Origin of the sequence: Pseudomonas aestiva (assembly GCF_039908605.1) — a bacterium.
Classification (GTDB): Bacteria; Pseudomonadota; Gammaproteobacteria; order Pseudomonadales; family Pseudomonadaceae; genus Chryseomonas; species Chryseomonas aestiva.
This window is the reverse complement of the sequence record NZ_CP150916.1, coordinates 2,578,538-2,601,959: the sequence shown is the minus strand read 5'-3', so window position 1 is coordinate 2,601,959 and position 23,422 is coordinate 2,578,538. Positions and strand designations below refer to the sequence as shown.

Genomic DNA, 23,422 nt, shown 5'->3' with positions numbered 1-23,422 from the left:
CCAATATTGCGTCCGGGGGCTGGCGCCCCGGAATGTATCCGGCAGGGTATGACGGGGGAGGCTGCGGGCAGGACCGCCGTCGCGCCGGACGCATTCCGCCGGAAGCTGTTTTCAAAGTTTTACGCCGGCTGCTGAAGAGCTGATCGGCGGCAGGGCGGTTGATGAGGCCGCCGCTGCCGGATCACCGGATACTTTGCTCGTGACGCTTTGAAAACAGCTTCGTATCGGACATTGCGCCTATAAGGCTGTCTAATTCTACGCCAAGCCTCGGGCGAAGTTAAGCGCTGCGTTGTCGCATCTGCTCCCGGTCGTTGGACCCCGGCGGCAGGCTAGCGGCCCAGATGGGCGAAGCGTCCGCTGAAGGGCTTGGCGATGGGGTAGGCCAGGTCGCCATGCTTGCTGGTGCCCAGCCCCAGGTCCACCAGGGACTCGGCCAGCTTGACCGCGGCGCTGACGCCTTCGATCACCGGGATGCCGATGACTTCGCTCAGGGCCTCGCGCAGATCGGCCATGCCGCCGCAGCCGAGCACGATGGCGCCGGCACCTTCCTCGTCGCGGGCACGGCGACCCTCGGCGGCGATCAGTTCGATCAGGCTGTCGTCGGCGGCTTCCAGGGCCAGTACCGGCAGGTCGATACAGCGTACCGAGGTGCACAGTTCGGCGAAGCCGTACCGCTGCAGCAGGTGCTCGGCGATGATGCGGGTGCGGGTGAGGGTGGTCACCACGGCGAAACGGGTGGCCAGCAGACTGGCCAGATGGAAGCCGGCCTCGGCGATGCCCAGCACCGGCCCCCTGGCCATTTCCCGCGCCGCGAGCAGGCCCGGATCGCCAAAGCAGGCGATGACATGGGCCGCGCAGCCGGCCTCGACGCCCTTGCGCATCTCTTCGATCACGCCGACCGCGGCCACGGCCTCGTCGTAGTGACTCTCGATGGACACGGGGCCGGCTTCGGGATTGCTGGCGAGGATGGTGGTGCCCGGACGGGCGATGGCCTGGGCCGCGCGACCGATCTTGGCGGTCATGCTGGCACTGGTATTGGGATTGATGACCTGGATCTGCATGAGGGGCCTCAACTGCGTTTGAAGATGCTGCGGAAATCGGGCTCGGCGGCCGTGGGCCGGTCGATCCGGAGGGATTCGCGGATCAGGCGCAGGTGGCGCGCCATCCAGTCGCTGGCGGCCGCACCCTCGCCCCGGGCGAGCAGGTCCAGCAGGTCTTCGTGCTGGCCGCAATCGCAGCCCAGGCTGTGCCGCGAGCCGTAGATGGCGATCAGTAGCGAAGAGCGGCTGGCCAATTGGGCGACCTGTTCGGTCAGCACCTGATTGTCGGCCAGCGCGGCGAGTTCGACGTGAAAGCGCGCGGACAGCTGGATCGCCAGGCTGTGGCGCCCGCCGTGCTGGGCCTCGTGCTCCTCGAGGCAGAGCTGGCGCAGGGACGCCAGCTGCGCGCTGTCGACCCGGGCGGCCACCAGGGGCATCAGCGCCGGCTCGATCAGCTGGCGCGCGGCGAGGATGTCCTGGGCTTCCTTGGCGCTGGGCTGGGCGACCTGGGCGCCGCGATTGGCGCGCAGGGTCACCAGGCGTTCCAGCGCCAGTCGCTGCAGCACCTTGCGGATGCCCGTGCGGCTGATGCCGAAGGTCTCCGCCAGGGTGTCTTCCGGCAGCCGGGTACCTGGCGCCAGGCGATGCTCGACGATGGCCTCGAGGATGTCCTGGTAGATCCGCTCGTCCCGGGGAGAGGCGGCAACGGCGAGTGACGCGGGTACTGCACTCATGGGCTGACTCCGGCGATTTGCCTGAATTGTATACAAAGTCTGGGGCGCTGACGATGTGCGAATGCGTCGGGATCTGTGCGCCAAGGTAGCGCCTCATTGCCACCTAACGCCCCAGGGGAGTGCATCCCCGGTAACGCTCCGGCGTCTGACTTAGAGCCTCCTCTCCTGGAAATTTCCTATGGAGCCAGCGAGTTAAGACCATTCTCGAGCACCTGGCACGGACTCTGCCTGGAGGGATTGTATACAAAACAAGGCAGGCGCTGTATGCAGGTGCCCGCCACCACGGAGGAGGCGATCCATGAACCAGCAGATTCCCCCGGGCTACAGCCCACGTCTGTACAACGAAGACCTCGGCCCGGTCGAGCAGAAATGGAATTGGTACAACATCTTCGCCTTCTGGATGAGCGACGTGCACAGCGTCGGCGGCTATGTCTTCGCCGCCAGCCTGTTCGCCCTAGGCCTGGCCAGCTGGCAGGTGCTGATCGCCCTGCTGGTAGGGATCTGCGTCGTTCAGGTGATCGCCAATCTGGTCGCCCGGCCCAGCCAGCAGGCTGGCGTGCCCTATCCGGTGATCTGTCGCCTGGCTTTCGGCGTCTTCGGCGCAAACATCCCGGCGGTGATCCGCGGCCTGATCGCGGTGGCCTGGTATGGCATCCAGACCTATCTGGCCTCCAGTGCCCTGGTCATCGTGGTGCTGCGCTTCTTTCCCGCGCTGGCGGTCTATGGCGACAGCAGCTTCCTGGGCCTGTCCTATCTCGGCTGGGGCGGCTTCCTCACCCTCTGGTTCCTCCAGGCCTGCGTCTTCTGGGCGGGTATGGAATCCATCCGCCGCTTCATCGACTGGGCCGGTCCCGCCGTCTATGCGGTGATGTTCCTGCTCGCGGCCTGGATTGTCTGGCGCGCCGGCTGGAGCAACATCAGCTTCACCCTGGCGGAAAAGCAGCTGACCGGCTGGGCCGCCTTCGGTCAGGTGATCGTCGCCATCGCCCTGGTGGTGTCCTATTTCTCCGGGCCCACGCTCAACTTCGGTGACTTCAGCCGCTACTGCCGCTCCATGCAGGATGTGCGTCGCGGCAATTTCTGGGGCCTGCCGATCAATTTCCTGGCGTTTTCCCTGGTCACCGTGGTGATCGTGTCCGGCACCCTCCCGGTGTTCGGCGAGATGATCCACGATCCCATCGCCACCGTGGCCCGCATCGACAACACCACCGCGGTGCTGCTCGGCGCCTTCACCTTCGTCACCGCCACCATCGGCATCAACATCGTCGCCAACTTCGTTTCGCCGGCCTTCGACTTCGCCAACGTGGCGCCCAGCAAGATCAGCTGGCGCGCGGGCGGCATGATCGCCGCGGTGGCCTCGATCTTCCTCACCCCCTGGAACCTGTTCAACAACCCCGAGGTGATCCACTACACCCTGGACGTCCTGGCTGCCTGCATCGGCCCGCTGTTCGGCATCCTGCTGGTGGACTACTACCTGCTGCGCAAAGGCCGGATCGAGGTCGATGCGCTGTTCGACGACACCCCGAATGGCGCCTACTGGTACAGCAGCGGCGTCAACTGGGTGGCGGTGCAGGCGTTGGTTGCCGCGGCGCTGATCGGGTTGTGCTTCACCTTCGTGCCCTGGTTCAAGCCGATCGCCAACTTCGCCTGGTTCACCGGCTGCTTCCTCGGTGGACTGTTCTTCTACGGGTTGAGCCGCCGCAGCGCCAGTCCGCTGGCGAGCCGGGGTGTCGCCGCGGTGTGATCCGCATCCTGTGATCAGGATGGGATTCTGCACGACCGGCGCGGGCCACCCGCGCCGGTCGTTGACGTTTCCGGCTAGACTAGGCGTTTTGCTCCAAGGCTTGCCGCCCATGCCCGCTCCTGTCATCAAGACGCCCTGTGTCGGCCTGTGCTCGACGATGTTCGGCGACCACGTCTGTCGTGGCTGCAAGAGATTCCACCACGAGGTGGTGAACTGGAATCTCTACAGCGAAGAGGAGCGGCGCGCCGTGTGGGCACGTCTGGAGCTGCTGCTGGTGCAGGTGGTGTCGGCCAAGGTCGATGTCTTCGATCCGGCACTGTTGCGCCAGCAGTTGCAGCAACGCAGCATCCGCTTCCGGCCCGATCAGTCGGAGTATTGCTGGGCCTATCAGTTGCTGGCCCGGGGCGCGCGCCACATCCAGCAACTGGATGCCTATGGGCTGCGCCTGCTGCCGGAGTTTCGCGATCGCCCCCTGGCCGAGTTGCGCGACGCCATCGACCGGGAATTCTTCCTGCTCTCCGAAGCCCACTACGACCGCTACATCGCCCCGCGCTTCCTGCTCGAAGGCATCGACAGCCGCGTCTGAACGCCAGCAGGCAGGCGGCGCTGCCCAGGCGCCTGCCTTTCTCTATAATGCGCGGCTTTTGCACGGGAGCACGCTGATGTCCTTGCCCGAGATGAATGAATTCCTCGGTTGCCGCACGCCGGATGCCTGGGTCGAGGCCGCGCTGCAGGACCTGCCGACGCTGCTGCAGGACCACGCCAACAACGAGAAGAAGGCCGCCGGCGCCGCCTTCCACTATCTGTTCACCTATTCCAATCGCGCCGAGCTGTCCTGGAAGATGTCGCGCATCGCCCGTGAAGAGCTGCGCCATTTCGAGCAGGTGCTGCAGATCATGAAGCGCCGTGGCATCGAGCACCGCAACGTCAGTTCGGCCCGCTATGCCGGCGCCCTGCGCAAGCTCTGCCGCAACCATGAGCCGCTGAAGCTGACCGACAGCCTGGTGATCGGTGCCTTCATCGAATGTCGCTCCTGCGAGCGCTTCGGTGCGGTGGCGCCCCACCTGGACGCGGAGCTGGGCAAGTTCTACAGCGGCCTGCTGGCCTCCGAGGCCCGGCATTTCCAGGACTATCTCAAGCTCGCCTATCTCTATGGCGAGCGCGACGACGTCGACGCCAAGATCGCCGAGGTCCGCGCCCTGGAGGTGGAATTGATCACCTCCAGCGATCGCGAGTTGAGATTCCACAGCGGGATTCCAACCGCTGCTTGACGCGCATTATTTGCAGGCCTTGGTCTCGCCGACATAGGGATTGCCGCGCCCCATGATGCAGGCCAGGCGCTGGTTGCGCTGACGCTCCCAGGCCTCCGGCGGATACTGCTTGGTCCAGGCGGTGTAGAGCTGGCGATCCTGCTTGGACAGGCGCAGGTCGTAGCGATCGCTCATGTAGAAGTAGGTACGGGCGACCATGCCGCGGATTTCCGGGCGGGGCATGGCGGTCTTGGCCTTGAAGTCCACCACCATCTGGCAGGCGCCATACTGGTTGGGCTTCTGCGGCAGCCAGCCGAAGGCGAAGTTGCTGCGGTCGCCATTGACCTCGCCGACCACCGGTACCAGGTTGAAGAGGTCGGCCTCGGCCTTCTGGTACACCGGATCGTTGGCCGTGCAGTTCTGGCGACCGCCTTTCTGCCAGCACTGGCGCTGGTGGCCGATCACCCAGGCGGGGACGATGTGTTCCCACTCGATGCGGCTGGCGCGCTGGGCGCTCTTGCGCGGGACGTAGCCGCAGCTCTTGAGGTCCACGGTCTTGCCGCTGTAGTGGCAGCCGCAATAGAAGTCCACGCCTTGCTTGGCATAGACCTTGGCCGCCACTACCTTGGCTTCGCCGAAGGTACGCGGCGGCTGCGGTGGCTGGGGCGTCGCCAGGGCGCTCAGGGAAGCCAGGCTCAGGCAGAACAGCAGGGCAGGGCGCAACGACATTTAGAATCCGTCCGAAAAAGCGCGGATACTACCGACCCGCTCTTGGTCGCGGTGTGACTGGGTTCACTGGAAACCGTCCCGCGTCCGCCCGCCAATCAGGCGGAACACGATTCGATATCAATGACTTAGAGGTATGGCATGGCAGCCTGGGACATCTTCTGCACGGTGGTGGACAACTATGGCGACGCGGGTATCACCTGGCGTCTGGCCCATCAGCTGGCCGCCGAGCATGGGCAGCAGGTCCGCCTCTGGATCGACGATCTCTATCCCCTGGCGCGGATCCAGCCGGGGGTCGATGGCACCGCCGAGCAGCAATGGCATCGCGGGGTCGAGGTGCGACTCTGGCACGCCGACTGGACGGCGGCCGAGCCCGGTGACGTGGTGGTGGAAGCCTTCGCCTGTCAGTTGCCGGAAGGTTTCGTCACCGCCATGGCGCGTCGCGCCGAGCGCCCGCTCTGGCTCAACCTGGAATACCTGAGCGCCGAGGAGTGGATCGAAGGCTGTCACGCGCTGCCTTCGCTGCAGCCCACCGGGCTGAACAAGTACTTCTTCTTTCCCGGCTTTACCGCCAAGGTGGGCGGGCTGCTGCGTGAGCACGATCTGCTCGATCAGCGTGACGGCTTCCTCCAGGCTGCCGCGGTCCGGGACGACTTTCTCGCTGGGCTGGGCGTGCGGCGCCAGCCCGGGGAGCGGCTGTTCTCGCTGTTCGCCTACGAGAACCCGGCGCTGATCGACTGGCTCGACGCCCTCAGCGCCGGCGCCCAGCCTACCTGCCTGCTGGTGCCGGAAGGACGGGTGCTGGCGAACGTCGCCGCCTGGCTCGGCGTGGACTGGCTCAAGGCCGGCGACGGCCACCGTCGCGGCGCCCTGCGGGTGCAGGTGCTGCCCTTCGTCTCCCAGCAGGAGTACGACCGGCTGCTGTGGTGCTGCGACTTCAATGCCATCCGCGGGGAGGACTCCTTCGTCCGCGCGCAGTGGGCGGCGCATCCCTTCGTCTGGCACATCTACCCGCAGGAAGAGGACGCCCACTTCGTCAAGCTCGAGGCCTTCCTGGCGCGCTATGTGGCGTCTGGCACTCCTGAACTGGGCTCCGCGGTCAGTGCCCTGTGGCTGGCCTGGAACGGTCGCGGCGACCTGGCAGCCGCCTGGTCGGCGCTGGACACACAGGTCGGGGAATGGCGTCTGTTGGCGCGTGACTGGAGCGATCGGATGGCTTCTCACAGCGATCTTGCCGCCAGCCTGGTGCATTTCCATACAGATTGGCTATCATATGGCGCCTCGAAATCCCGTTCTTCCATCCATACGGATAACCGCATGAAAACCGCACAAGAGTTCCGTGCCGGCCAAGTGGCCATGATCGACAACGCTCCCTGGGTCATCCAGAAAGCTGAATACAACAAGTCCGGCCGTAACGCTGCAGTGGTCAAGATGAAGCTGAAGAGCCTGCTCTCCGGCAGCGCGACCGAGACCGTCTTCCGCGCCGACGACAAGCTCGAGCCGGTGATTCTGGATCGCAAGGAAGTGACCTATTCCTACTTTGCCGATCCCCTGTACGTGTTCGTCGACAACGACTACAACCAGTACGAAGTCGAGAAAGACGACCTGGGCGATGCCATCGCCTTCATCGAAGACGGCATGACCGACGTCTGCGAAGCGGTGTTCTACAACGACCGCGTCATCTCCATCGAACTGCCCACCACCATCGTGCGCCAGATCTCCTACACCGAGCCGGCCGTTCGCGGCGACACCTCGGGCAAGGTCATGAAGACCGCTCGCCTGAACAACGGCTACGAGCTGAAGGTCTCCGAGTTCTGCGACATCGGTGACCACATCGAGATCGACACCCGTACCAACGAGTACAAGTCGCGCGCCAAGGTCTAAACCTGGCGTCTCGCTAGAAAGCCCGGCTTGCCGGGCTTTTTGCTGTCTGGCGCTCCGCTCGCGGTGCGCCGGACAGCGCCTTCCGAATCTGTTCGCTTCTGGGTAGGGCGCCGTGGAATTGCTGTTTCAGCTCTTGATCGATATCGCCCTCGGGGCGGTGCTGGGTGTGGTGGGTGGGTTGTTCGGCATCGGCGGCGGCTTGATCGCCATTCCGGTGCTCGCCCTGCTGTTCGGCCTCGACCAGCAACTGGCCCAGGGCACCGCCCTGGTGATGGTGGTGCCCAACGTGCTGCTGTCGGTCTACAAGTACAACCAGCGCAATCGCATCGACTGGCAGCGCGCCGGTCTGCTGGCCGCCGCCGGCATGCTCTCGGCCCTGGCGGGTACGGCGCTGGCGGTGTCCCTGGACGCCCGTTCCATGCGCCACGGCTTCGTCGGCTTCCTGCTCGTGCTGGTGCTCTACAACCTCTGGCAACTTTATCGCCGTGGCCAGCCGCCGCTGACGACGCCGAGTCGCCTGGGGCTCGGGGTGCTGGGGCTGGTGGCGGGGCTGGTCGGCGGGCTGTTCGGCGTCGGTGGCGCGGTGATCGCCACCCCCATTCTCGCCGGGGTGATGGGCATGACCCAGGTGGCGGCCCAGGGCATGTCCCTGGCCATGGCGCTGCCCACCACTGGGGTCACCCTGGCCAGCTATGCCTGGCATGGGGAAGTCGACTGGAGCGTGGGTATTCCGCTCGCCCTGGGTGGACTGCTCAGCGTGAGCTGGGGCGTGAAGTTGGCGCACCAGTTGCCGGAGCGGCTGCTGCGTCTGCTGTTCTGCGGTTTCCTGCTGCTGTGTGCGGTGCTGCTGGCGCTGCGCTGACTATTGCCGAAAGCCCTCGGCGATGTGCTCGGCGAGGGTGTCGATGATCGGCGAGGCGCTGCGCGGATTGCGCAGCAGTTCGATGGAGCAGGCCGGCAGGTCCGGCATGCCGTCGGCCTCTCCCAGGCGGCGCAGCTCGCTCGGCAGCAGGCTTTCCAGTTGCGCAGTGACCGCCAGGCCGGCCTTGACGATGCCGAGCAGGGCGGCAAGGCTCGGGCTGCTGTAGGCCAGGCGATAGCCGCGTCCGCGATTGTCCAGCGCCCGGCGCGCCCATTCGCTGAGAAAGCACGAGGTGTTGAACATCGCCAGCGGCAGCGGATCGCGCTGGTGGATATCGAAACCCGGCGCCTCGGCCCAGATGAAGCGTTCGCGACGCAGGGGCAGGCCGATCTCGTTGCCCGGTTCACGGGTGACGATGGTCAGGTCCAGGTCCTGGCGTTGCAGCAGGCCGGCGGTGGTCTCGCAATGGACGTCCACCTGCACCAGCGGATAGGCCTTGGCGAAGCCCGCCAGGATGCCGGGAATGAACCTCATGACGTAATCGTCCGGGGTGCCGATACGCACCGTACCCACCATGTGCGGTTCGCGCAGGGTGGTCATCACCTCGCCATGCAGCTTGAGGATGCGCCGGGCGAAGCCCAGCAGGATCTGACCCTCCGCCGTCAGGCGCACCTGGCGGCCCTCCCGTTCGAACAGCCGCCGCTGCAGCACGTCCTCTTCGAGCTTGCGCATCTGCATGCTCACCGCCGACTGGGTGCGATTGACCACCTCGGCCGCGCGGGTAAAGCCGCCTTGATCGGCGATGGCGACGAAGGTGCGCAACAGATCGGTCTCTATGCTCGGATAACTCATTGCATCAACCAGGCGAATGGATCGCATCAGAAAGATTCGTTGGATTGATGTTATGCCAGCTTTCAGACTTGAGCCATACCCCCTGGAGCAGGAGATTCACCATGGCTCAGCTCGTCGCTCACCAAGATTCGTCTGCGCGTACCCCGGGTGTTCCGGGCGTCATCTTCCGTCTGCGGCAGGTCTGGGCCTGGTTGCGCCGGGCGGTCGAGCTATCTCGCCAACGCCGGGCCCTCTATCGCCTGGATGAGGGCGCGCTGCACGACCTCGGCCTGAGTCGCGCCGATGCCTGGCAGGAAGCCGACAAGCCGTTCTGGCGGCAACCCGCAGAGGAGGGCTGCCGCCGATCCTGCTAGGGTGGAAGATCACCTTTCTCTGTCAGGAGCTCGGATGGATAGCCTATCCCTGCGCGAAGCCCGGCGCCTGGCCTTGCGTGCCCAGGGTTTCGGGAGTCAACCCAAGGGCGGTGCGGGCCTGGCCGCTTTGTATCGGCAGGCCGCACGCCTGAATGTGCTGCAGATCGATTCGGTCAATGCCTTGGTGCGCTCGCACTATCTACCGCTGTTCAGTCGTCTCGGCCGCTATGCCTTCGCCGACTTCGATGCCCTGGCGTGGGGTCAGGGGCGCAAGCGGCAGCTCTATGAATGCTGGGCCCATGAAGCCTCGCTGGTGCCGGCCGAGGTTTGGGCCGAACTGCGCTGGCGACGCGATCAGGCGCGCCAGGGCATTGGCATCTATCGGCAATTGGCGCGGTTCGCCGTCGAGCAGCCGCAGGTCGTCGCCCAGACCCTGGAGGCGGTGGTGCAACGGGGCGCCCTGGGCGCTGGCAGCCTGGCGAAGCGGGTCGAGCAGGCCGGTCCCTGGTGGGACTGGAGTCCGGGCAAGCTGGCGCTGGAGTGGCTGTTCGCCGCGGGTGAGGTGACGGTGGCCGGACGGCGCGGCTTCGAGCGCCTCTATGACCTGCCCGAGCGGGTGCTCCCGGCGGAGATCCTCGCGGCGCCTGCTCCTACGCCGGAAGCCGCGCGCCGGGCCTTGCTGCTGCGCAGTGCCCGTGCCCTGGGCGTGGCGAGCGAAGTCCAGCTGCGCGACTACTTTCGCCTGAGTCCCGCCGAAGCGCGGCAGGGCATCGCCGAATTGCAGGAGGAGGGCAGTCTGCAGCACGTTCAGGTGCAGGGCTGGTCGAAGCCGGCCTATGTGGCCGAGGCGCCGAATCCCGGGCGTCCGGTGCAGGCGGCGGCGCTGCTGTCGCCCTTCGACTCCCTGGTCTGGGAGCGCGAGCGCACCGAGCAGCTGTTCGGATTCCGCTATCGACTGGAGATCTATACCCCGGCGCCCAAACGGGTCTATGGCTACTACGTATTGCCCTTTCTCTATCGGGAGCGGCTGGCGGCACGGGTGGATCTGCGCGCCGAGCGGGCGCAGTCGCGCCTGGCAGTGCATGCGGTGCATCTGGAGGCGGCAGGCCTGGATGACGAAGGACTGGATGCCCTGGCGGCGCAGTTGCGCGCCCTGGCTGCTTGGCTGGGTCTCGCCGACCTGCAGTTGCACGGGCCGGCGGACGTCTTGCGTGAGGCTGTTGCGCGGCACTAGATCGCGCCGCGCCCTCTCCCTAGCGGCGGATGCCCTTGAGCGTCTCGGCGATCATGAAGGCCAGTTCCAGGGACTGGTCGGCGTTCAGACGCGGGTCGCAATGGGTGTGGTAGCGGTCGGACAGGGCGTCTTCGGTGACCGGGCGGGCGCCGCCGATGCACTCGGTGACGTTCTGGCCGGTCATCTCGATATGGATGCCGCCCGCGTAGGTGCCCTCGGCCTGGTGCACGCCGAAGAACTCCTTGACCTCGCCCAGCACGCTGGCGAAGTCCCGGGTCTTGTAGCCGGTGGAGGCCTTGATGGTGTTGCCGTGCATGGGGTCGGAACTCCACAGCACCTGGCGGCCTTCGCGCTCAACGGTCTGGATCAGGCGCGGCAGGTGATCGGCGACCTTGCCCACGCCCATGCGCACGATGAGATTGAGGCGCCCCGGATCGTTCTCGGGGTTGAGGGTATCGATCAGGCGGATCAGGTCTTCGCTGGTGGTGGAAGGACCGACCTTGACGCCGATGGGGTTGTTCACCCCGCGCAGGAATTCGACGTGGGCACCGTCGGGCTGGCGGGTGCGATCGCCGATCCAGAGCATGTGCGCGGAGCAGTCGTACCAGTCGCCGGTCAGGCTGTCGCGGCGGACGAAGGCTTCTTCGTAGTTGAGCAGCAGCGCCTCATGGGCGGTGAAGAAGTTGGTTTCCTTGACCTGCGGCGCGGTGTCCAGGCCGCAGGCGCGCATGAAGGCCAGGGTCTCGTCGATGCGATCCGCCAACTGGTGGTAGCGGTCGGCCAGGGCCGAGTTGGCGATGAAATCCAGGTTCCAGCGATGCACCTGGTGCAGGTCGGCGAAGCCGCCCTGGGCAAAGGCCCGCAGCAGGTTGAGCGTTGCGGTGGACTGGTTGTAGGCCTGGATCAGCCGCTGCGGGTCCGGGATGCGGCTGCCCTCGGTGAAGTCGATGCCATTGACGATGTCGCCACGGTAGGCCGGCAGGGAGACGCCGTCCTGGATTTCGTCGCCGGAGGAGCGCGGCTTGGCGAACTGGCCGGCCATGCGGCCGACCTTGACCACCGGGCAGCCCGCGGCAAAGGTCATGACCACCGCCATCTGCAGGAGCACCTTGAAGGTGTCGCGAATCTTGCCCGCGGAGAATTCGAAGAAGCTTTCCGCGCAATCACCGCCCTGCAGCAGGAAGGCCCGACCCTGGGTCACCTCGGCGAACTGCCGGCGCAATTCGCGGGCTTCGCCAGCAAATACCAGGGGCGGATAGCCGGCCAGGGTGCGCTCGACATCGGCGAGGCGGGCTTGATCGGGGTATTCGGGCTGCTGCTGGATGGGCAGGCTTCTCCAGCTGGTGGGGCTCCAGGGCGCGGACATGATTTTCTCTGAGTGGTGCGACGAAGCCGTCCATGGTAACCGATGACGGGCGCAACGCTCGATAGACAGTGCCCATCGCGGCTACCATGGGCGGCTGTAGAGGAGGATAGTGATGGTCGAGACGGAAGTGTTGCTGGAAGAGGTCGTCGACGACCATGGCCGGATCCGCGTGGTCGAGGTGGGGCCTTATCGCTTTCTGGAGTTCGGCGAGGAAGTGGAGCAGAGCTGCGTCTTCACCCAGGACCCGGCCTGGCTGGAATATGACTACAACCGCGCCATGCTGCTGGGCGCACTCTGCCACCCGCAGCCACGCCGTGCGCTGTTTCTCGGGCTGGGCGCCGGTACCCTGACTCAGGCCTGCCTCAAGTGGTTGCCCCTGGAGGCGGTGGAGGCGCTGGAGCTGCGCCCCGCGGTGCCGCGCCTGGCCCGCCAGCATCTGGGCCTGGCCGAGGATCCACGCCTGGCGATCCGCATCGGCGATGCCCTGGACCTGCTCGACAGCGCAGCGCCTGCCGATCTGATCTTTGTCGATCTCTACACCGACGTCGGCCCCTCCAGCGCCCATCTGGCCTGGCGCTTTCTGGAAAACTGCCAGGCCAAGCTCAATCCGGGCGGCTGGCTGATGATCAACCAGTGGAGCGCCACCGACGGCAAGCCGCTGGGCGCCGCGCTGCTGCGCGGGCTGTTCCGGCATCACTACTGGGAGTGCCCGGTGGTGGAGGGCAACGTGATCCTGCTGGTACCGGCGAGTCTGGAGCAGGAGCTGGACGAGGCGGGTACGCGGCAGCGCGTTCGGGAACTGAGCCTGCGCATCGGCTTCGATCTGGAGTCCTATCTGGACAACTTGCGTGCGGCAACCTGACCTCAAAAGTAGACCAAGGTTCTCTGGAGAAATGTCCAGGGTTCGGGTATTATTCGCCCCGGTCTTTTTGACCTTCCGTTCAGGAACTGCATTCTCCCGGTCCGCCACCATGGCCACCCCGGTCGTGCGTTCGCCCGACGGCGAACAATCCTAGACGCTTCACCCCCTTTCATCCGCTATTTCGCAAAAAGCTCACACCTTGGCTGCCTGGGCGACTTCGGTCATTCGGATAAGCGCAGCTCTTGGCTTTGGGGTCTTTGCGAAGCACACGAGGCAAGACAATGACCCAGGACATCAGCAATTTCGCTGCGCTCAATCTCAATCCCGCCATCCTCGCCGCCATCAAGGCCGTCGGTTACGAAGAGCCGTCGCCCATCCAGTCGCAGTCCATTCCGGTGATCCTCGCCGGCCACGACATGATCGGCCAGGCGCAGACCGGTACCGGCAAGACCGCAGCCTTTGCTCTGCCGCTGCTCTCGCAGCTCGACCCGTCCCGTCGTGAACCCCAGATTCTGGTGCTGGTTCCTACCCGTGAACTGGCCCTGCAGGTCGCAACCGCCTGCGAAACCTATTCCACCGAGATGCCTGGCGTCAAAGTCGTGGCTCTCTACGGCGGCGCGCCCATGGGTCCGCAGCTGAAGTCCCTGCGCATGGGTGCCCAGGTACTGGTCGCCACCCCCGGCCGTCTGTGCGACCACCTGCGCCGTGACGACAATCTGCTGGCCACCGTCCAGCGCCTGGTGCTCGACGAAGCCGACGAGATGCTCAAGCTAGGCTTCATGGACGACCTCGAATTCATCTTCGAAGCCATGCCGGAAACCCGCCAGACCGTCCTGTTCTCGGCGACCCTGCCGCCGTCGATCCGCGCCATCGCCGAACGTCATCTGAAGAACCCGCAACACGTCCGCATCGCGGCCAAGACCCAGACCGTCGCCCGCATCGAGCAGGCGCATCTGATGGTCCATGCCGACCAGAAGCCCGCCTCAGTGTTGCGCCTGCTGGAAGTGGAGAACTTCGACGCCCTGATCGCCTTCGTGCGGACCAAGCAGGCGACCCTGGACCTGGCCGAGCTGCTCGAGCGCCAGGGCTATCGCGTCAGCGCCCTGAACGGCGACATGCCCCAGGCTCAGCGCGAGAAGACCATCGAGTCCCTCAAGGACGGTTCGCTGGACATCGTGGTCGCCACCGACGTGGCGGCGCGCGGTCTGGACGTGGCGCGCATCACCCACGTGCTCAACGTGGACATGCCCTACGATCCCGAGTCCTATGTGCACCGTATCGGTCGTACCGGTCGTGCCGGTCGTGAAGGCCGCGCGCTGCTGCTGGTCACCCCGCGCGAGCGGCGCATGCTGCAGGTGATCGAGCGCGTTACCGGTCAGCGGGTTGGCGAGATCCGCCTGCCCGACGCCGAAGCCGTGCTGGAAGCCCGTATCTCCCGTCTGGCCGATGGCGTGGGTTCGCTGCTGGCCGATGCCGATGCTACCCACGGCGCGCTGCGTCAGGAGCTGTGCGAGCGTCTGCAATGCGATCCTTCGACCCTGGCCGCTGCGCTGCTGGCCAAGCTGACCGCCGGCCGCGCCCTCGATATCGAGTCGTTGCGCCGTGAGCAGCCGCTGACCCCCGGCGCGGGCCGTGGCGACCGTCCGCGTACCGAGCGTGGCGATCGTCCTGAGCGTGGTGAGCGCGGCGAGCGCCCGGATCGTGGTGAGCGTCGCCCGATGCAGCCGCTGCCGGAAGGCCGCGTGCGTTGCCGCACCGCCCTGGGCGCCCGTGACGGCGTTGCCGCTAAGAATCTGCTGGGTGCCATCATCAATGAAGGCGGCATGGATCGCGAGGCCATCGGCCGCATCCAGATCCGTGACTCCTTCAGCCTGGTGGAGCTGCCCGAGGACGGCCTAGAGCGTCTGCTGACCAAGCTCAAGGACACCCGCGTAGCCGGCAAGGCCCTGCGCCTGCGTCGCTATCGCGAGGATTGATCCCCGCGGTCACATGAAAAAGCCCCGGAGATCCGGGGCTTTTTTCTGCCTGAAGGAAAGGCGTGGGCTAGAGGATCACCTTGTCCTTCAGCTTTTCCGCCGCCAGTTGCAGCGCCTGAATGACCCGGTCCTTGTCGTAGTTCTGGATGTTGTTGGTGTCCAGGTACATGGAGAAGCCCGGCAGTTCGTGCTCGACGTAGCTGGGGGAGGCGCCCAGGTCGCGGCGGAAGTCGACCACCTGATAGATCTGCACCGGCTTGCTGAAACCCTTGACGGTGATCCAGCTCTTGTCGCGGCACATGATGGTTTCCTTGACCAGCGAGTAGGTCTCGTGGCTGATCAGGATCTCGCCGGCGTCGGCAGCGTTTTCCAGGCGGCTGGCCAGGTTCACTTCGCGACCGATGATGGTGTAGTCCATGCGCGTGCTGGAACCGAAGTTGCCGACCGTGCAGTAGCCGGTGTTCAGGCCCATGCGGATCTCCAGGGGCTTGTTGATTCCCTGGCTGCGCCACTGCTGGCGCAGGACCTTCATGTGCTTGCGCATGGCGATGGCCATGGAGACCGCGGCCACGGCATCCTTCTTGGCGCCCTGGCTGTTGGCGTCGCCAAAAAACACCATCACGCAGTCGCCGACGAACTTGTCGATGGTGCCACCGTACTTCACGGCGATCTTCGACATCTCGTTGAGGTAATTGTTGAGCATGTCGGTGAGGGCTTCGGCCTCGAGTTCTTCGGACAGCTCGGTGAAGCCCTTGATGTCGGAGAAGAACACCGTGATCTTCTTGCGCTGGGTGCCCAGGGCGATGTGCTGTTTGCCGGTGAAGATGGATTCCCAGACCTGGGGCGAAAGGTACTTCGCCAGGTTGTGCGCCAGGATCGCCGACTTCTCCTGCTCGCGCTTGAGATCGTCGTTGATCTGGATGAGGCGTTTGCGCTGCCGGTGCAGGAAGTAGCCGGTGCCCCAGAGGTGCAGCATGGTGCCCACCACGCTGGTGACCGCCACCAGCAGCGGACTGGTGAGGTCGACGCCATGAAAGAAGGTGGCACTGCCCAGCGCCGCGGCACTGGTGGCGAACAGCAGGCAGAGGCCGAGCAGGCGGGGACCACCGCGCAGCATGCTGGTGTAGCCGAGCATGAACAGCAGCATCAGGGTAGGCATCAGCGGGAAGCGCAACACCACCGCGGCCATGCCGACGTGGATGGCGTCTATGGCGGCGAGCAGGATATCGGTCTGGGCGCCGCGGTCGCGCCGGAGCTTGAGGCTCAGGGTCTGGGCCACGTGCGGATAGAGCAGGGCATAGGGGATAAGCCAGAGGCCAACGGCATCGGCCTGGACGTAGTAGCCCGCAGTGACGCTGGCGGCGGCAATCAAATAGGCGAATACCCGGGCGTAGTAGACGCCCAGGCTGTCACCGGACGCTGCGAGGAACCGGTTGAGCGCAAACTTCATCTGTCGGGTCCGTTTCGAAAAAGGCGAGAGGTCGGGATAACTCCGTTCGCGACGATGAAAGCGGCCGGGTTTTCTTGCATTGGCGATCTTAGCCGACCGCCCCGGCGAGGGCCAAGATTGTCGGCCGTTCCGCTGCTGTGACAGCCAAATTCGACAGTCATCCCTGGGTTACACTGCGGCATCTTTACAGGAGAGACGCTATGGATGCCCTCGCAGCCCTTTGCAATCGCGCCTCGGTCGGTCGCCTGACCGGGCCAGGCCCGACCCCCGAGCAACTCGAGACCCTGCTGCGCGCCGCGGACCGGGCGCCAGACCACAAGCTGCTGCGCCCCTGGCGGCTGATCCTGGTGGCCGGCGAGGGCCGTACCGCGCTCGGCGAGCTCTATGCCGACGCCCTGCGCCGTCGCGAGCCCGATGCGGATGCAGCGGCCCTGGACAAGGCTCGGCGCATGCCACTGCGAGCCCCCCTGGTGATCGCCGTCGTTGCCACCCTGCAGGAGCACCCCAAGGTGCCCGTCCAGGAGCAGATCATTACCGCTGGCTGCGTTGCCCACGGCCTGGTCAACGCGGCCTTCGCCCTGGGACTGGGGGCGGTCTGGCGCTCCGGTGACTTCAGCTACGACCCCTGGGTGCTGCAGGGGCTCGGGTTGGCCGAAAACGAACAGCTGGTGGGCTACATCTACCTGGGCACGCCGGAGGTAGCGCCGCGCGTCCCGGCGCCGCGTGATCTGAGCGCGCAGGTCAGCCATTGGCCAGGACCGGCCTGAGCGGCAGGATGACGGTGGCGAGAAAGCCGCCGTCCGGGTGATTGCTCAGGTGCAACTCGCCCCCATGGCGCTCGATGGCGCGGCGGGCGATGGCCAGGCCGAGGCCATAGCCAGTGGCGTGCTGTTGATCCGAGCGGAAGAAGGGCTCACCCAGGCGCGGTAGGTCGGCTGTCTTGACCCCGGGCCCGTGGTCGCGCACCTGGATGCGGACCTCGCCTTTCGCCGCCGTTGCCGAAATGACAATGGGCTGCGCGGGTGGATTGAAGCGCAGCGCATTGCGCAACAGATTGTCCAGCGCGCGTTCCAGCACGTCCGGCCAGCCATCCAGCCGCAGGGCGGTGGGCACGTCCAGTTCCACGCGCTGCTGGGGTGCGCTGAGCTGGGCATCCTCCACCAGGCCTTCCAGCAGTGGATGCAATTCCAGTTGCTCGGGTGGGCCCGGGTCGGCTTCCTGGCGGGCGAGGGCGAGGATCTCGCCGATCAGGGTTTCCAGGCGATCGCATTCCAGGGTCAGCCGCGGCCACATGTTGCCCAGGTCACGAGGATCGGAGCGTTCGGCCAGCGCCAGGGCGATGCGCAGCCGCGCCAGCGGTGAACGCAATTCGTGGGACACGTCGCGCAGCAGCTGCCGCTGGCTGTCGATCAGGCGCTGCAGGTGGGCGCCCATGCGATTGAAGTCCTCGGCCAGCACGCCCAGTTCGTCCTTGCGCCGGGCCAGGCGGGCCAGGGTGTCCTGCTGATAGGCAGTCTGGCCGAGATCGTGGACGGCGCGGCGCAGATGATTGAGCGGGCGGGTCAGACTCAGGGTCAGCAGCAGGCTGAACAGGGTCAGTACCACGGTGGCGATGGCCAGCATGCCGACCGGCCAGAACAGGCTCTGCCGGCGCCAGGCGCCCAGCTCGGGTGTGGGCAGGTGGTAGATGAACAGGTAGTTCTGGCCGCTCGGACTGGTGTATTCGTCGGTCAGGCGTCGCCAGGGCAGTGGCCGGTTGGGATCGCGGGCGCCAGGGCCGGGACGCTGCTGATGCTGCGGCTGGTCGAGATCCTGGTCGAAGATGCGCGGTGGCAAGGTGCCGCGCACCAGGGGCGAGCCGTTTTCGCCCAGCACCAGCACATCGATGCCGTAGCGGCCCTTGCGCTGTTCGAGCAAGCCCTGGGCGGCGGCGGGACCGTCGTTTTCATAGCGTTGCACCCATTGTTCGGGAAGGTCGCGCAAGCCGGGATGCTGCGCGAGGATCCAGGAGTCCTGGTCGGCAAGGTGGCCGAGCAGCATGGTCAGGCCGACCGCGGAGAGGATGGCCAGCCAGAAGGTGGCGAAGATGCGCCAGAAAAGGGAACGAAAAACCATGCGGTCGCCTTAGAAACTGCTCAAAGTCTGCTGCGCGTCGGCCAAACTGCGTTGAAAATGCCCTGGAAGGCCAGCCCCGTCCGAATGCTCATTTACCACTCGTAAACCCGAGCGCGGGTCCGATCCGCTTCCTCAGACATTTTCGTGGGGCCGCCTAGGCCTTGTTTGTCTCCAGCTCGCGAGACGTTGGGCAGGTTCTCGGTCAGACGCCGCGCCGAGGACCGTCGGCGCAGCGATCGGGGATTACGAGGACTTGTGGTCCTGCTTCCACTGCTGGAATTCCGCCCACTCCTTGGCGCGATCCTCGCGCTTCTTTTCCATTTCGTCGAAGCGCTTCTGCTGATCGGGCTTGAGCAGGGCGCGAATGGACTGACGAGTCTTGTCGCGATTGCCATCCAGCTGATCGTGCAGGGCCTTGCGCTGATCTTCGGGCAGCTTGTCGAGATAGCTCTTGACGATCTCGCGTTGCTGCTGGCGTTCCTCGCCCATCAGCTTGCCGACCTGCTCGCGTTGCTCGGGCGTCAGCTTGAGACCGCGCAGGGGGCCATCGCCACGCGGACCACCGTCCATCAGCTTGCCGTGGGGCGGCGGGGCGATGTCGGCGCTGTCCTGGGTCGCGGCCAGGGTCAGGGTCGGCAGCAGGGCAGCGAACAGCACGGCGGGCATGAGTTTGCGCATCGGGAAATCTCCTTGGGATGACCGGTGCAATACCGGATGAGCCCAGTCTAGGAGCGGGGGAGTCAGTGGCGGTCAGCGGGCGTAAAGAGGGGGTAAAGGCTGCGCGGAGGGCTAGACGCTGTAGTAGTAGCCGCGGCCGCGCAGGGCGAGGATGCGCGGGCGACCGTCGGCATGGCTGCCGAGTTTGCGGCGCAGATTGCTGACGTGCATGTCCAGACTGCGGTCGTAGAGCGTCAGCTTGCGTCCGAGGGCTGCCTGGGCCAGCGCCTGCTTTTCCAGGGGTTCGCCCGGCTGGCGCAACAGGGCTTCGAGAATGCGACTCTCGGTGAGGGTTAGGGTGATCTCGGTTTCGCCGATATTGGCGACGCCCCGCGCCAGACTCAGCGACAGATCGCCCAGTTGCAGGCGGGCCGCGGGTTGGGCCGGATGGCTGCGCCTGAGGATGGCTCTCAGCCGTGCGGTGAGTTCACGCGGATCGCAGGGTTTGGCCAGATAGTCGTCGGCGCCCAGTTCCAGGCCGAGGATGCGGTCCAGCGGCTCGCCACGTCCCGACAGCATCAGCACGGGCAGTTGCGGATGATCGCTGCGCAACTGCTTGAGCAGCTCCAGGCCACTGCCGTCCGGCAGCATCACGTCCAGTACCACCACGTCCGGCGTGGCTTCGCGCAACTGGGTGCGGGCATCGCTGCCGGCATGGCAGGCGGTGACTTCGAAGCCTTCCTGTTTCAGCCAGGCACCAAGCAGCTCGCACAGCTCCTGGTCATCGTCGATCAGCAGTATCTGGCTCATGGGATCAGTCTCGCGGTTCATCCATGGGTTGCAGATGGCGCGCCAGATAGAGGCCCTGGCCGAGCATGAACACCAGGGTCATCGCCAGGCTGCCGAAGACCTTGAAGTCGACCCAGAAGCTTTCGTAGGTGAAGGCCACATAGAGATTCGCGCAACCGCAGACGATGAAGAAGATGATCCAGGCGATGTTCAGCCGCGTCCAGATCGGCGCCGGCAGACGCACCGCGTGGCCCAGCATGCGCTGAATCAGCGGCTTGTCGCCGATGAACTGGCTGCCCAGAAAGGCCACGGCGAACAGCCAGTTCACCACCGGTGCCTTCCATTTCAGGAAGGTCTCGCTATGGAAGGCCAGGGTCATGCCGCCAAACACCAGACAGGCGATCAGCGTAAGCCACTGGCTCTTTTCCAGCCGGCGCTGGGTCGCGAAGATCGCGCCATAGACCACTAGGGACGCGATGATCAGGACCGCGGTGGCACTGAAGATGCCGCCCAGGGTAAAGGAATGCCCGGCGAATTCCAGCGGACGCGGATCGAGCTTGTAGACCAGGAAGAACAGGAGCAGGGGGATGAAATCGATGAATTGTTTCATTAACGCAGCCGATAGCAGTGCATCGCGGCATAATACCTGATGAAGCCGGAGGAGAAAGCCATGCGTATCGACCTGCACTGTCATACCACCGCGTCGGACGGCGCCTTCTCGCCCGCCGAGGTGGTCAGACGGGCCCATGAGCGCGGGGTGCAGCTGCTGGCCATCACCGATCACGACACCCTGGACGGCTACGCCGAAGCCCTGCAAGCCGCGGACGGACTGGGTCTGCGCCTGCTCCCCGGTATCGAGATGTCCTGTACCTGGGGCGGCGCCACGCTGCATGTGCTGGGCTACAACTTCGCCCCTGAGGCGCCAGAGCTGAATGCCGCCCTGGAAGCGCTGCACGAAGGTCGCTGGGAGCGCGCCCGGGAAATTGACCGGCGGCTGGCGGCCAAGGGCATGCCCGGCACTCTGGAAGGGGCTCGCGCGGTGCAACTGGCCCTGGGCGACAGCCGCAATGCGCCGGCCCGGCCGCATTTCGCCGAATACCTGGTGCAGGCCGGCCATGTCGCGGACCGCGGCGATGCCTTCCGCAAATGGCTCGGCGGCGGCAAGCTCGGCGACGTCAAGCAGCATTGGCCGACCCTGGCCGAGACCCTGGCGACGCTCAAGGGCGCCAAGGCCTGGATCAGCCTGGCGCATCCGCTGGCCTATGGGTTCACCCGCACCAAGCTGCGCAAGCTGATCGGCGAATTCGTCAGCGGCGGCGGCCATGCCATCGAGGTGGTCAACGGCGTGCAGCCGGCGGAGCAGGTCGGCACCCTGGCAATTCTGGCGCGGGAATTCGGTCTGATGGTCAGTGCGGGCAGCGATTTCCATGCGCCGGCCGAGTGGTCGGAGCTGGGCATGTACCGTCCGTTGCCCGAAGATCTGCCGCCCCTGTGGGCGCGCTTCAGTCAACCGCTATACCCTCAGATTCGGGAACCCCAATGAGCCAGTTCATCGAAATTCATCCGCAGAATCCCCAGCCGCGGCTGATTCGTCAGGCCGTGGAAATCATCCGGTCCGGCGGTGTCATCGCCTATCCCACCGATTCGTCCTATGCGCTGGGCTGCCGTATCGGCGAGAAGAGCGCGGTGGAGCGTATCCGCCGCATCCGCCAGCTCGACGACAAGCACAACTTCACCCTGGTGTGCTGCGATCTTTCCGAGCTGGGCATCTATGCCAAGGTGGATACCAGTGCCTTCCGCCTGCTCAAGGCCTATACCCCCGGGCCCTACACCTTCATCCTCAATGCCACCCGCGAGGTGCCGCGCATGCTGCTGCATCCCAAGCGGCGCACCATCGGCGTGCGGGTGCCCCAGCATCCCATCACGCTGGCGCTACTGGAGGCCCTGGGCGAGCCCTTGATGAGCGTGAGCCTGATTCTGCCGGGGGATGACGAAGCCCTGGGCGATGCATGGGAGATCCGCGAGCGGCTCGAGCATTTCGTCGACCTGGTGATCGAAGGCGGTCCGGGTGGCGTGCAGCCGTCCACCGTGATCAGCCTGGCCGACGACGAGCCGGAAGTGATCCGGGTCGGTGCCGGGGATCCGACGCCCTTCATGATCGAAGCATGAGCGAAGCCCTGGACCCCCAGCTGCTCGAACCCGAGCAGCTGCGCCTGGCGCTGGTCTATGGCGAGGCCTTCACCGAGCTGCCCCAGGACCTCTATATCCCGCCGGATGCCCTGGAGGTCTTTCTCGAAGCCTTCGAGGGACCGCTCGACCTGCTGCTCTATCTGATCCGCAAGCAGAACATCAACATACTCGACATCCCGGTCGCCGAGATCACCCGGCAGTACATGAGCTATGTCGAGCTGATGAAGGCGGTGCAACTTGAACTGGCCGCCGAATACCTGCTGATGGCCGCCATGCTGGCGGAGATCAAATCGCGCATGCTGCTGCCGCGCGCCGAAGGCCTGGACGCCGAGGAAGAAGATCCCCGCGCCGAACTGATCCGCCGCCTGCAGGAATACGAGCGCTTCAAGAAGGTCGCCGAGGATCTCGATGAGCTGCCGCGCGAAGGCCGCAACTTCGTGGTGCCCACCTTGCCGGCGCCGGATGCGCGGGCGCGCAAGCTGTTGCCCGAGGTGGACCTGGGCGAGTTGCTGCTGGCGATGGGCGAGGTCCTGCGCCGCGCCGACCTGTTCGAGAGCCACCAGGTGACCCGCGAGGTGCTGTCCACCCGCGAGCGCATGAGCCAGGTGCTGGAGCGCCTCAAGGAGGGTGCCTTCGTGCCCTTCGTGGCGCTGTTCACCCTGGATGAAGGCCGGCTCGGCGTGGTGGTGACCTTCATGGCCATTCTCGAACTGGTCAAGGAATCCCTGGTGGAACTGGTGCAGAACGAGCCCTTCAGCCCCATCCATGTCCGCGCCCGGGTCAGGGACGCCGACGGGGAAGAGGCGTCTCAGGCGTAGGCCAAGGCTGCCGTTGCCGCCGCGCTCTTGCGCTTGCTCACCAACAACCGGGCACCTTCACCCGCTGCAGCCAGGGCCGCGGCTTCAGCCACGCTGGGGCTGCCGGTGTACTGCAACACCAGATCGCTGGCGGCAGTTATGCCGCGCTCTTGCGCCAGACGCTCGGCGGTGAAGCCGTGCAGAGGCAGCTGCCAGCGCTGGGCGAGGGCGCGCAGTCCGCGTTCTTCGAGTCGACTCGCAACGGTAGCCAGTGCGGTCAGCGCAGTGCGATCGCACTGGGCTTCCTGCAAGACCCCGAGCGCCAGCTCGGCGAGTTCGTCCAGCGAACAGTCCTGACGGCAGCCGAGGCCGAGAACCAGGCCCATCAGCCTTGAAGGTCCTTGGACGAAGCGTGGCAGTCCAGTCCAGAGCCTGAACAGCACAGCGGGCGAAGGACGAACGGGCGCCACGCCGAAGTATCGGTCTGGCTCAAGGTAGCGAAGGGGCGCGTAATGGCGATCATGGCAGGTCTTGAGGGGAG

Annotated in this window: 24 protein-coding genes and 1 pseudogene; 14 read left to right on the top strand and 11 right to left on the bottom strand. The window is 65.6% G+C overall.

What is annotated here, in order from left to right; genetic code table 11:
- Positions 1–329: 329 nt before the first annotated feature.
- Both AABM56_RS12160 and AABM56_RS12155 read right to left on the bottom strand, forming a co-directional pair.
- On the bottom strand, positions 330–1,061 hold the full coding sequence (locus AABM56_RS12160) for an aspartate/glutamate racemase family protein (RefSeq protein ID WP_133860669.1): 732 nt from the start codon (positions 1,059–1,061) through the stop codon (positions 330–332).
- 8 nt (positions 1,062–1,069) lie between these two features.
- Positions 1,070–1,774 (bottom strand): GntR family transcriptional regulator, encoded by a 705-nt coding sequence (locus tag AABM56_RS12155; RefSeq protein ID WP_133860668.1) that lies wholly within the window; start codon positions 1,772–1,774, stop codon positions 1,070–1,072.
- Positions 1,775–2,072: 298 nt separating this feature from the next.
- On the opposite strand from AABM56_RS12155, the gene AABM56_RS12150 reads away from it, so the two are divergent.
- From AABM56_RS12150 to AABM56_RS12140, 3 genes are all read left to right on the top strand, one after another.
- Positions 2,073–3,518 carry an NCS1 family nucleobase:cation symporter-1 gene (locus AABM56_RS12150; protein WP_133860667.1) on the top strand — a complete coding sequence of 482 codons (1,446 nt, stop codon included), beginning with the start codon at positions 2,073–2,075 and terminating at the stop codon, positions 3,516–3,518.
- A 109-nt stretch (positions 3,519–3,627) separates the two neighbouring features.
- Positions 3,628–4,104 (top strand): DUF1289 domain-containing protein, encoded by a 477-nt coding sequence (locus AABM56_RS12145; protein WP_133860666.1) that lies wholly within the window; start codon positions 3,628–3,630, stop codon positions 4,102–4,104.
- Positions 4,105–4,177: 73 nt separating this feature from the next.
- Positions 4,178–4,789 (top strand): tRNA-(ms[2]io[6]A)-hydroxylase, encoded by a 612-nt coding sequence (locus AABM56_RS12140; RefSeq protein WP_166655902.1) that lies wholly within the window; start codon positions 4,178–4,180, stop codon positions 4,787–4,789.
- 6 nt (positions 4,790–4,795) lie between these two features.
- Here the strand turns inward: AABM56_RS12140 and AABM56_RS12135 are convergent, their stop codons facing one another.
- Positions 4,796–5,497 (bottom strand): endonuclease, encoded by a 702-nt coding sequence (locus AABM56_RS12135; RefSeq protein ID WP_133860664.1) that lies wholly within the window; start codon positions 5,495–5,497, stop codon positions 4,796–4,798.
- Positions 5,498–5,635: 138 nt separating this feature from the next.
- Here AABM56_RS12135 and earP point away from each other — a divergent pair.
- From earP to AABM56_RS12120, 3 genes and pseudogenes are all read left to right on the top strand, one after another.
- Positions 5,636–6,763, top strand: a pseudogene (gene earP / locus AABM56_RS12130) (elongation factor P maturation arginine rhamnosyltransferase EarP); the annotation flags it as partial.
- Between the two features lie 48 nt (positions 6,764–6,811).
- Entirely contained in the window at positions 6,812–7,378 is a 567-nt protein-coding gene (gene efp / locus AABM56_RS12125) for an elongation factor P (RefSeq protein WP_166655901.1), read from the top strand.
- A 121-nt stretch (positions 7,379–7,499) separates the two neighbouring features.
- A complete protein-coding gene (locus AABM56_RS12120; RefSeq protein ID WP_133861234.1) occupies positions 7,500–8,240 on the top strand; it encodes a sulfite exporter TauE/SafE family protein in 741 nt (246 codons plus the stop codon).
- Here AABM56_RS12120 and AABM56_RS12115 read toward each other — a convergent pair whose 3' ends face one another.
- Positions 8,241–9,092, bottom strand: coding sequence for a LysR substrate-binding domain-containing protein (locus tag AABM56_RS12115; RefSeq protein WP_133860662.1), 852 nt, complete (start codon positions 9,090–9,092; stop codon positions 8,241–8,243). It abuts the gene before it with no gap.
- 101 nt (positions 9,093–9,193) lie between these two features.
- Between AABM56_RS12115 and AABM56_RS12110 the strand changes: the two genes are divergently transcribed.
- Positions 9,194–9,445, top strand: a complete 252-nt coding sequence (locus AABM56_RS12110; RefSeq protein WP_263259662.1) for a DUF1127 domain-containing protein — start codon at positions 9,194–9,196, stop codon at positions 9,443–9,445.
- A gap of 34 nt (positions 9,446–9,479) precedes the next feature.
- Positions 9,480–10,679, top strand: a complete 1,200-nt coding sequence (locus tag AABM56_RS12105) for a crosslink repair DNA glycosylase YcaQ family protein (protein WP_347883276.1) — start codon at positions 9,480–9,482, stop codon at positions 10,677–10,679.
- A gap of 19 nt (positions 10,680–10,698) precedes the next feature.
- Here AABM56_RS12105 and AABM56_RS12100 read toward each other — a convergent pair whose 3' ends face one another.
- Complete coding sequence (locus AABM56_RS12100; RefSeq protein WP_133860659.1) at positions 10,699–12,045, bottom strand: class II 3-deoxy-7-phosphoheptulonate synthase; 1,347 nt, start codon at positions 12,043–12,045, stop codon at positions 10,699–10,701.
- 112 nt (positions 12,046–12,157) lie between these two features.
- On the opposite strand from AABM56_RS12100, the gene AABM56_RS12095 reads away from it, so the two are divergent.
- Entirely contained in the window at positions 12,158–12,907 is a 750-nt protein-coding gene (locus tag AABM56_RS12095) for a spermidine synthase (protein ID WP_133860658.1), read from the top strand.
- A gap of 281 nt (positions 12,908–13,188) precedes the next feature.
- Positions 13,189–14,883 (top strand): DEAD/DEAH box helicase, encoded by a 1,695-nt coding sequence (locus AABM56_RS12090; protein ID WP_133860657.1) that lies wholly within the window; start codon positions 13,189–13,191, stop codon positions 14,881–14,883.
- Between the two features lie 67 nt (positions 14,884–14,950).
- Here the strand turns inward: AABM56_RS12090 and AABM56_RS12085 are convergent, their stop codons facing one another.
- Positions 14,951–16,333, bottom strand: coding sequence for an adenylate/guanylate cyclase domain-containing protein (locus AABM56_RS12085; RefSeq protein ID WP_133860656.1), 1,383 nt, complete (start codon positions 16,331–16,333; stop codon positions 14,951–14,953).
- Positions 16,334–16,533: 200 nt separating this feature from the next.
- Between AABM56_RS12085 and AABM56_RS12080 the strand changes: the two genes are divergently transcribed.
- Entirely contained in the window at positions 16,534–17,100 is a 567-nt protein-coding gene (locus AABM56_RS12080; RefSeq protein WP_133860655.1) for a nitroreductase, read from the top strand.
- Here AABM56_RS12080 and AABM56_RS12075 read toward each other — a convergent pair.
- The 4 genes from AABM56_RS12075 to AABM56_RS12060 form a co-directional block, all read right to left on the bottom strand.
- Complete coding sequence (locus tag AABM56_RS12075; protein WP_133860654.1) at positions 17,075–18,448, bottom strand: HAMP domain-containing sensor histidine kinase; 1,374 nt, start codon at positions 18,446–18,448, stop codon at positions 17,075–17,077. The genes AABM56_RS12080 and AABM56_RS12075 overlap by 26 nt on opposite strands.
- 243 nt (positions 18,449–18,691) lie before the next feature.
- A complete protein-coding gene (locus tag AABM56_RS12070) occupies positions 18,692–19,126 on the bottom strand; it encodes a Spy/CpxP family protein refolding chaperone (RefSeq protein WP_187979372.1) in 435 nt (144 codons plus the stop codon).
- A gap of 111 nt (positions 19,127–19,237) precedes the next feature.
- The gene (locus AABM56_RS12065; protein ID WP_133860652.1) at positions 19,238–19,915 is read right to left on the bottom strand and encodes a response regulator transcription factor; all 678 of its coding nucleotides are present in this window, start codon (positions 19,913–19,915) and stop codon (positions 19,238–19,240) included.
- Positions 19,916–19,919: 4 nt separating this feature from the next.
- Positions 19,920–20,504 (bottom strand): septation protein A, encoded by a 585-nt coding sequence (locus AABM56_RS12060; RefSeq protein ID WP_133860651.1) that lies wholly within the window; start codon positions 20,502–20,504, stop codon positions 19,920–19,922.
- A 60-nt stretch (positions 20,505–20,564) separates the two neighbouring features.
- On the opposite strand from AABM56_RS12060, the gene AABM56_RS12055 reads away from it, so the two are divergent.
- The 3 genes from AABM56_RS12055 (at position 20,565) to AABM56_RS12045 (ending at position 22,902) form a co-directional block, all read left to right on the top strand.
- Positions 20,565–21,437: a PHP domain-containing protein gene (locus AABM56_RS12055; RefSeq protein WP_133860650.1), complete on the top strand. Its 873-nt coding sequence runs from the start codon at positions 20,565–20,567 to the stop codon at positions 21,435–21,437.
- On the top strand, positions 21,434–22,063 hold the full coding sequence (locus AABM56_RS12050) for an L-threonylcarbamoyladenylate synthase (protein WP_133860649.1): 630 nt from the start codon (positions 21,434–21,436) through the stop codon (positions 22,061–22,063). Before AABM56_RS12055 ends, AABM56_RS12050 begins: the two co-directional genes overlap by 4 nt.
- Before the next feature lie 110 nt (positions 22,064–22,173).
- Entirely contained in the window at positions 22,174–22,902 is a 729-nt protein-coding gene (locus AABM56_RS12045) for a ScpA family protein (protein ID WP_166655900.1), read from the top strand.
- Here AABM56_RS12045 and AABM56_RS12040 read toward each other — a convergent pair.
- Positions 22,893–23,267: a cobalamin biosynthesis protein gene (locus tag AABM56_RS12040; protein WP_133860647.1), complete on the bottom strand. Its 375-nt coding sequence runs from the start codon at positions 23,265–23,267 to the stop codon at positions 22,893–22,895. The genes AABM56_RS12045 and AABM56_RS12040 overlap by 10 nt on opposite strands.
- Positions 23,268–23,422 lie beyond the last annotated feature (155 nt).

Bases quoted from the DNA above. Each gene is read 5' to 3' on its own strand.
- AABM56_RS12160 (WP_133860669.1), bottom strand. From the start codon at position 1,061: ATGCAGATCCAGGTCATCAATCCCAATACCAGTGCCAGCATGACCGCC.
- AABM56_RS12155 (WP_133860668.1), bottom strand. From the start codon at position 1,774: ATGAGTGCAGTACCCGCGTCACTCGCCGTTGCCGCCTCTCCCCGGGAC.
- AABM56_RS12150 (WP_133860667.1), top strand. From the start codon at position 2,073: ATGAACCAGCAGATTCCCCCGGGCTACAGCCCACGTCTGTACAACGAA.
- AABM56_RS12145 (WP_133860666.1), top strand. From the start codon at position 3,628: ATGCCCGCTCCTGTCATCAAGACGCCCTGTGTCGGCCTGTGCTCGACG.
- AABM56_RS12135 (WP_133860664.1), bottom strand. From the start codon at position 5,497: ATGTCGTTGCGCCCTGCCCTGCTGTTCTGCCTGAGCCTGGCTTCCCTG.
- efp (WP_166655901.1), top strand. From the start codon at position 6,812: ATGAAAACCGCACAAGAGTTCCGTGCCGGCCAAGTGGCCATGATCGAC.
- AABM56_RS12115 (WP_133860662.1), bottom strand. From the start codon at position 9,092: ATGAGTTATCCGAGCATAGAGACCGATCTGTTGCGCACCTTCGTCGCC.
- AABM56_RS12110 (WP_263259662.1), top strand. From the start codon at position 9,194: ATGGCTCAGCTCGTCGCTCACCAAGATTCGTCTGCGCGTACCCCGGGT.
- AABM56_RS12105 (WP_347883276.1), top strand. From the start codon at position 9,480: ATGGATAGCCTATCCCTGCGCGAAGCCCGGCGCCTGGCCTTGCGTGCC.
- AABM56_RS12100 (WP_133860659.1), bottom strand. From the start codon at position 12,045: ATGTCCGCGCCCTGGAGCCCCACCAGCTGGAGAAGCCTGCCCATCCAG.
- AABM56_RS12095 (WP_133860658.1), top strand. From the start codon at position 12,158: ATGGTCGAGACGGAAGTGTTGCTGGAAGAGGTCGTCGACGACCATGGC.
- AABM56_RS12090 (WP_133860657.1), top strand. From the start codon at position 13,189: ATGACCCAGGACATCAGCAATTTCGCTGCGCTCAATCTCAATCCCGCC.
- AABM56_RS12085 (WP_133860656.1), bottom strand. From the start codon at position 16,333: ATGAAGTTTGCGCTCAACCGGTTCCTCGCAGCGTCCGGTGACAGCCTG.
- AABM56_RS12080 (WP_133860655.1), top strand. From the start codon at position 16,534: ATGGATGCCCTCGCAGCCCTTTGCAATCGCGCCTCGGTCGGTCGCCTG.
- AABM56_RS12075 (WP_133860654.1), bottom strand. From the start codon at position 18,448: ATGGTTTTTCGTTCCCTTTTCTGGCGCATCTTCGCCACCTTCTGGCTG.
- AABM56_RS12070 (WP_187979372.1), bottom strand. From the start codon at position 19,126: ATGCGCAAACTCATGCCCGCCGTGCTGTTCGCTGCCCTGCTGCCGACC.
- AABM56_RS12065 (WP_133860652.1), bottom strand. From the start codon at position 19,915: ATGAGCCAGATACTGCTGATCGACGATGACCAGGAGCTGTGCGAGCTG.
- AABM56_RS12060 (WP_133860651.1), bottom strand. From the start codon at position 20,504: ATGAAACAATTCATCGATTTCATCCCCCTGCTCCTGTTCTTCCTGGTC.
- AABM56_RS12055 (WP_133860650.1), top strand. From the start codon at position 20,565: ATGCGTATCGACCTGCACTGTCATACCACCGCGTCGGACGGCGCCTTC.
- AABM56_RS12050 (WP_133860649.1), top strand. From the start codon at position 21,434: ATGAGCCAGTTCATCGAAATTCATCCGCAGAATCCCCAGCCGCGGCTG.
- AABM56_RS12040 (WP_133860647.1), bottom strand. From the start codon at position 23,267: ATGGGCCTGGTTCTCGGCCTCGGCTGCCGTCAGGACTGTTCGCTGGAC.